The 5363-nt window shown below is 73.8% G+C and carries 6 protein-coding genes; 4 read left to right on the top strand and 2 right to left on the bottom strand.

What is annotated here, in order from left to right; translation table 11 throughout:
* A partial coding sequence (locus GTW67_RS21960; protein WP_161166520.1) for an XdhC family protein occupies positions 1-461 on the top strand: 461 nt, incomplete at its 5' end.
* Here GTW67_RS21960 and GTW67_RS21955 read toward each other — a convergent pair.
* Positions 448-888 carry an SRPBCC family protein gene (locus GTW67_RS21955; RefSeq protein ID WP_161166519.1) on the bottom strand — a complete coding sequence of 147 codons (441 nt, stop codon included), beginning with the start codon at positions 886-888 and terminating at the stop codon, positions 448-450. The genes GTW67_RS21960 and GTW67_RS21955 overlap by 14 nt on opposite strands.
* Positions 889-945: 57 nt before the next feature.
* On the bottom strand, positions 946-1734 hold the full coding sequence (locus tag GTW67_RS21950; RefSeq protein ID WP_161166518.1) for a polysaccharide deacetylase family protein: 789 nt from the start codon (positions 1732-1734) through the stop codon (positions 946-948).
* Between the two features lie 130 nt (positions 1735-1864).
* Here GTW67_RS21950 and GTW67_RS21945 point away from each other — a divergent pair, with 130 nt between their 5' ends.
* The 3 genes from GTW67_RS21945 to GTW67_RS21935 form a co-directional block, all read left to right on the top strand.
* Positions 1865-2842, top strand: coding sequence for a UDP-glucuronic acid decarboxylase family protein (locus GTW67_RS21945; RefSeq protein ID WP_161166517.1), 978 nt, complete (start codon positions 1865-1867; stop codon positions 2840-2842).
* A 152-nt stretch (positions 2843-2994) separates the two neighbouring features.
* The gene (locus GTW67_RS21940) at positions 2995-4635 is read left to right on the top strand and encodes a carbamoyltransferase family protein (protein WP_161166516.1); all 1641 of its coding nucleotides are present in this window, start codon (positions 2995-2997) and stop codon (positions 4633-4635) included.
* Positions 4632-5363: glycosyltransferase (locus GTW67_RS21935; protein WP_161166515.1), on the top strand; the 732-nt coding region annotated here is incomplete at its 3' end. The genes GTW67_RS21940 and GTW67_RS21935, both read left to right, overlap by 4 nt.

Below are 5363 nucleotides of genomic sequence, written 5' to 3'. Positions count from 1 at the left end.
GGGCCCGCTTCCCGGACGCCGACGAGGTCGTCGTCGACTGGCCGCACCGCTATCTGCGGGGCACCCCGACCGACGCGCGCACGGTGCTGTGCGTCCTCACCCACGAGACCAAGTTCGACGTACCGCTCCTGGAGGTCGCCCTGCGCCTGCCGGTCGCGTACGTCGGTGCGATGGGCTCCCGGCGCACCCACCTGGACCGCGAGGCGCGCCTGCGCGAGGCCGGCGTCACCGACCGGGAGCTGTCCCGGCTCAGGTCGCCCATCGGCCTGGACCTCGGCGCCCGTACGCCCGAGGAGACCGCCCTGTCGATCGCGGCGGAGATCGTCGCCGCCCGGCGCGGCGGCAGCGGCGTCTCGCTGACCGGCGCCCACACCCCGATCCACCACGAGGACGCCCCGCTCCCGGCCGGTACGACCGGCTTCCTCGGCGCGCGCGGCACGCATCCCGTCACGGCTGTCTGAGCAGCCGGTTCACCGCCCGCCCGAACACGTACCGCCCCGACCGTCCCAGCGCGCCGTCGCACAGGGACGGCAGCAGGCGGACGTCCAGCTCCTCGCGCCAGACGACGCGCGCCCGGCCGCCGGGACCCGGCCGTACCTCGATCTCCGCCCACCCCCCGACCAGCCGGCCCCGCTTCTCCAGCCGGCAACGGCCCGGGGCGCCGTCCCGCGGGGGCTGCCAGACGGTCACCTCCATGGTGTCGTCGAAGGCGAACGGGCCGAGCCCCGAGCGGGCGACGACCACCGTGCCCACCCCGGTCGGCGGGGGAGTGGGCACGCGGACCCGGGTCAGCGGCACCGCGTCGCCGTGCCGGTGCCATGCGGTGAGCCGGCGCCACGCCTCCTCCGGGGAGAGCGGGGCGGTGCGTTCGAGCGAGAAGATGACCACGCGACGATCGTAGGCAGCGGAAGCCGTCCGCCGCCGCGTCCTTCCCCCAGGACCGCCCTATCGGTAGACCTTGCCCGGCTCGGCCTTCCCCGGGGCGAGCAGCTGCGGCACCGTGACGAAGACGTAGCCGCGCTTCTTGAGCGCGTCGATGATGCCGGGCACGGCGGGCACGGTGCCGTCGTAGATGTCGTGCAGCAGGATGATGCCGTCGCGGGACGACTGGTCCAGGACCCGCTCGGTGATCAGGTCCGAGTCGTCCGTCGTGTAGTCCTTGGCGGTCACGCTCCACAGCACCTCCGCCAGGCCCAGTTCGCGGCAGATGTCGTGCACCGTGTCGTTCGTGCGGCCCTGCGGCGGGCGCATCAGCGTGGGGCGCTGCCCGGTCAGGCGCTCTATCTCCTTGTTGGGGCGCTCCAGCTCCTCGCGTATCTCGTCCGGTTCGGCGTCCGTGAGGATCTGGTGCGTCCACGTGTGGCTGGCCACCTCGTGGCCCTCGGCGGCCATGCGCCTGACAAGTTCGGGATAGGTGTCGATGTGCCGCTTGCCGAGCAGGAAGAAGGTCGCCGGGACCTGCTTCTCCTTGAGGATGTCGAGCAGCCGGGCGGAGTTCTCGCTCGGTCCGGCGTCGAAGGTCAGCGCTATGCACTTGGCCCGCCGGCAGTCGACGGTGCCGAAACCGGCCGCCCGTCCCTGGGAGCCGGCCTCGCCCCGGACGGAGCTGGGGGAGCTCGTCTCCAGCTTGGTGCAGCCGCTCAGCGCCAGTGTCAGCGAGGCGGCCGCCGCGAGAATCGCGGCTCCGCGCAACCTGGTCCCCGTTTTTGTCATCTTGCTGGTCAGCGAAGGCATGCGAGAACTATACACAGCGAGTATATACGCGGTGTATAGTGCTTCGTCGTATGCCAGTTCGAGGTAGTGGGGACGGTCACCGGGTTACTCAGCCGACACGTGTGTGGGGGGCGAGAGTGAGGAGTGACCCGTGAGCGAGAGCCCCCTGAGCGGTCGTGTCTGGCGCCGTGCCCTGGTCACCGGCGGTGCCGGGTTCGTGGGATCCCATCTGTGCGGCCGGCTGCTGGACGCCGGCACCGACGTCGTCTGCCTCGACAACCTGGCCACCGGCTCCCGGAGCAACGTGGCCGAGCTGGAACGGCACCGCGGCTTCCGGTTCGTCCGGGCCGACGCGACCGACCCGGCGGCGCTGCGCGGTCTGCCCGGCCGCTTCGACCTGGTCCTGCACTTCGCCTGCCCGGCCTCGCCCGCCGACTACCTCCGGCTGCCCCTGGAGACCCTCGACGTCGGCAGCACCGGCACCCGCAACGCCCTGGAGCGCGCCCGCGCCGACGGCGCCCGCTTCCTGCTCGCCTCCACCTCCGAGGTCTACGGCGACCCGCTGGAGCACCCGCAGCGCGAGAGCTACTGGGGCAACGTCAACCCGATCGGCCCGCGCAGCGTCTACGACGAGTCCAAGCGCTTCGCCGAGGCCCTGGTCACCGCCCACCGCCAGGTGCACGGCACCGACACCGCCATCGTCCGCATCTTCAACACCTACGGCCCGCGCATGCGCACCGGCGACGGCCGCGCCGTGCCGACCTTCATCGCGCAGGCCCTGGACGGCATGCCCCTCACCGTCGCCGGGGACGGCGGCCAGACGCGCTCCCTGTGCTACGTCGACGACACCGTCTCCGGCGTCCTCGCCCTCGCCGCCTCCGAGGAGAGCGGCCCGGTGAACATCGGCGGCTCCGACGAGATCACCGTGCTGGAGCTGGCCCGGCGCATCGTCGAGCTCACCGGCTCCGGCTCCCGCATCCGCTTCGTCGAACGACCCGTCGACGACCCCGGCCGGCGCAGGCCCGACACCACCCTCGCCCGCGAACGGCTCGGCTGGGAACCGCGGGTGAGCTGGGGCGAGGGGCTGGAGCGGACCATCGGCTGGTTCGCGCACTCCGTCGCCGCGTAGCCCCTGGCGGGCGCCGGGCGTAGATCGTCACGATGCGTGAAATGTCCGTTCATCTCCGGAATTGAGTTGTCTCCAAGTGTTTGAGGCAGCTTCCCCGCGGCACCCGCGAGCCGAGACAGACCCCAGCAGTCCCCCGGGACGGAGCACACCCCATGCGCATCCTTGGTATCAACGCCCTGTTCCACGACCCGGCCGCCGCACTCGTCGTCGACGGCCGGACCGTTGCGGCCGCCGAGGAAGAGCGTTTCAGCCGCCGCAAGCACGGCAAGCGCCCGGTGCCCTTCTCCGCGTGGGAGATGCCGGAACTGTCGGCGCGCTGGTGCCTGGAGCACGCCGGGGTCCGGCCGGAGGAACTGGACGCCGTCGCGTACTCCTTCGACCCGCGGCTCGCCCGGCCCGCTCGCGCCATGGGCCTGGACGACCCCTGGGACCCGCTGCGCCTCGAATACGCCCGCCGGGCACCCCGGTTCCTCGCCGACGCGCTGCCCGGGCTCGACCCCGAGCAGGTCGTCTTCGTCCCGCACCACGTGGCGCACGCCGCCTCCGCCGGACCGGCGTCGCCGCACCCCGACAACGACGTCCTCGTCCTCGACGGGCGCGGCGAGTGCGCCTCCCACCTGGCCGGCCGCTACCGCGACGGCAAGCTCGACACCCTCGCCACCCAGGCCCTGCCGCACTCGCTGGGCCTCATCTACGAGGAACTGACCGAGCACCTCGGCTTCCTGCGCAGCAGCGACGAGTACAAGGTGATGGCCCTCGCCTCCTACGGCACGCCCCGCCACCTGGACCGGCTGCGCGAGCGCGTCCACGCCACCGGCGACGGCGGCTTCCGCGCCCACGGCGTCGACTGGGCGGCCCTCGCCCCGGCCCGCGCCGAGGGCGAGGACTGGACGAAGGACCACGCCGACCTCGCCGCGAGCACCCAGGCCGTCCTGGAGGAACTGCTCCTCGAACTCGTCCACTGGCTGCACCGCGAGGCCGGCGGCGAGGCCCTGACGATGGCGGGCGGCGTCGCCCTGAACTGCGTCGCCAACTCGAAGATCGCCGCGCGCGGCCCGTACCGGCACGTGTGGGTGCAGCCCGCCGCCGGCGACGCGGGCACCGCGCTGGGCGCCGCCCTGCACGTGGCCGCCGCCCGGGAGGGCACGGCGCCCGAGCCGATGCCCGGCGCCGACCTCGGCCGCGGCTGGAGCGACGACGAGATCCGCGCCTGGCTGGACACGGCCGCGATCCCCTACGAGGAGCCCGACGACATCGCCGAGACGGTCGCCGAGGAACTGGCCCGGGACGGGATCGTCGCCTGGTTCCAGGGCCGCAGCGAGTTCGGGCCGCGCGCCCTCGGCCACCGCTCCCTGATGGCCCACCCCGGCCGCGCGGAGAACCTGGAGCGGCTCAACCACGTCAAGGGCCGCGAGGAGTTCCGCCCCGTGGCGCCCATGGTGCTGGCCGACCGCGCCGCCGACATCTTCACCGGGCCGATCCCCAGCCCGTACATGCTCTTCGTGCACGACGTCGCCCCCGCCTGGCGCGACCGCGTCCCGGCCGTCGTCCACGTCGACGGCACCGCCCGCATCCAGACCGTCGAGGAGCGCCGCGAGCCGCTCGTCGCGCGGATGCTGGCCTCCTTCGAGAGGCGCACCGGGCTGCCCGTCGTCGTCAACACCAGCCTCAACACCGCCGGTCGGCCCATGGTCGACGACCCGCGCGACGCGCTGGAGTGCTTCGGCTCCGCACCCGTGGACCTGCTGGCCATCGGCCCGTTCGCGGTGCGCCGGGGGAGGGCGTTCGCATGACCGGCGCCCCCATGACCGGCTACGCCGTCGTCATCCCCACCCTCGCCCGCGGCACGCTCAGCGACTGCCTGGCCGCGCTGGCCGCGGCGCACGGGCCCCGCCCCGACGAGATCGTCCTCGTCGACGACCGGCCCGCGCCCGACGCCGACCCGGCGGCGCTGGAACACGCGCTGAGCGTCCTCGGCGAACTGCGCGAACGCACGGTGGTGCTGCGCAGCGGGGGCCGCGGGCCCGCCGCCGCCCGCAACACCGGCATCCGCGCGGTCACCTCGCCGTGGACGGCCTTCCTCGACGACGACGTCCAGGTCGGCCCGCACTGGTGCGACCAGCTGATCCAGGACCTCGCCGAGGCCGCGCCCGACACCGGCGCCGTCCAGGGCGTCATCGCCGTACCACTGCCCGGCGAACGCCGCCCCACCGACTGGGAACGCGGCACGGCGGGTCTCGCCAGGGCCCGCTGGATCACCGCCGACATGGCGTACCGCACCGACGTGCTCAAGGAGGTCCGCGGCTTCGACGAACGCTTCCCGCGCGCCTTCCGCGAGGACGCCGACCTGGCACTGCGCGTCCTCGGCGCCGGCTGGCGCATCCAGCGGGGCCGCCGCACCACCCGCCACCCCGTACGGGACGCCTCCCGCTGGGTGTCGCTGCGGCAGCAGCGCGGCAACGCCGACGACGCGCTGATGCGGCGCCTGCACGGCCCCGACTGGTGGTCCAAGGCGGTGGCG

Source organism: Streptomyces sp. SID5910, assembly GCF_009862125.1.
In the GTDB taxonomy this organism is placed as follows: Bacteria; Actinomycetota; Actinomycetes; order Streptomycetales; family Streptomycetaceae; genus Streptomyces.
This window is presented reverse-complemented; position numbering and strand designations above follow the sequence as displayed.